Annotated in this window: 1 protein-coding gene; it reads left to right on the plus strand. The window is 62.3% G+C overall.

The features are described 5' to 3' along the window. Positions 1-615, plus strand: a 615-nt coding sequence (locus tag A9Q02_RS13985; RefSeq protein WP_281256912.1) for an SdrD B-like domain-containing protein, incomplete at both ends; no start/stop codon positions are given.

Genomic DNA, 615 nt, shown 5'->3' on the forward strand with positions numbered 1-615 from the left:
CGCCACCATCGGCGACCGGGTCTGGTTGGATACCAACGGCAATGGCCTGCAAGACGCGGGTGAAAATGGCCTCGCGGATATCGCTGTGGGCCTGGTGGGTCTGACTGGCCCTGGTGACAGTGTCAGCCTGAATACAACCACCAGTATCACCGGCTCCTACATCTTCACCAATCTCGTCCCAGGCGTCTACACCGTCACCGTTACGGCGACTGATCCGTATACCTTTACCTACGCGAATATTACCGAAGTCAGCGGCGCAACCGACGCCAATGACTCCGACGCGAACCGGCTCACCGGCGTGATGGCGAGTACCGTCATCACCTCGGGGCAGGTTGACCTGACATGGGACGCGGGCCTGGTGGAGCCGGTCAGCCTCGGCAATTTCGTCTGGCACGACGTTGATGCCGACGGCATCCAAGATGTTGGCGAACCAGGCATCCCCGGCGTGACCGTCACCCTCACCGGGGCCGGGCGCGACCGCACCTTTGGCAATGGTGACGACACGACGCTGATCACCACCACCACGGCGACGGGCTTCTACACCTTCACCGACCTGCTGCCTGGGCTCTATCGCGTCACCGTCACCCGGCCTGATGGCTACGACCGCTTTAGTGT

This window comes from Candidatus Chloroploca asiatica (assembly GCF_002532075.1).
In the GTDB taxonomy this organism is placed as follows: domain Bacteria; phylum Chloroflexota; class Chloroflexia; order Chloroflexales; family Chloroflexaceae; genus Chloroploca; species Chloroploca asiatica.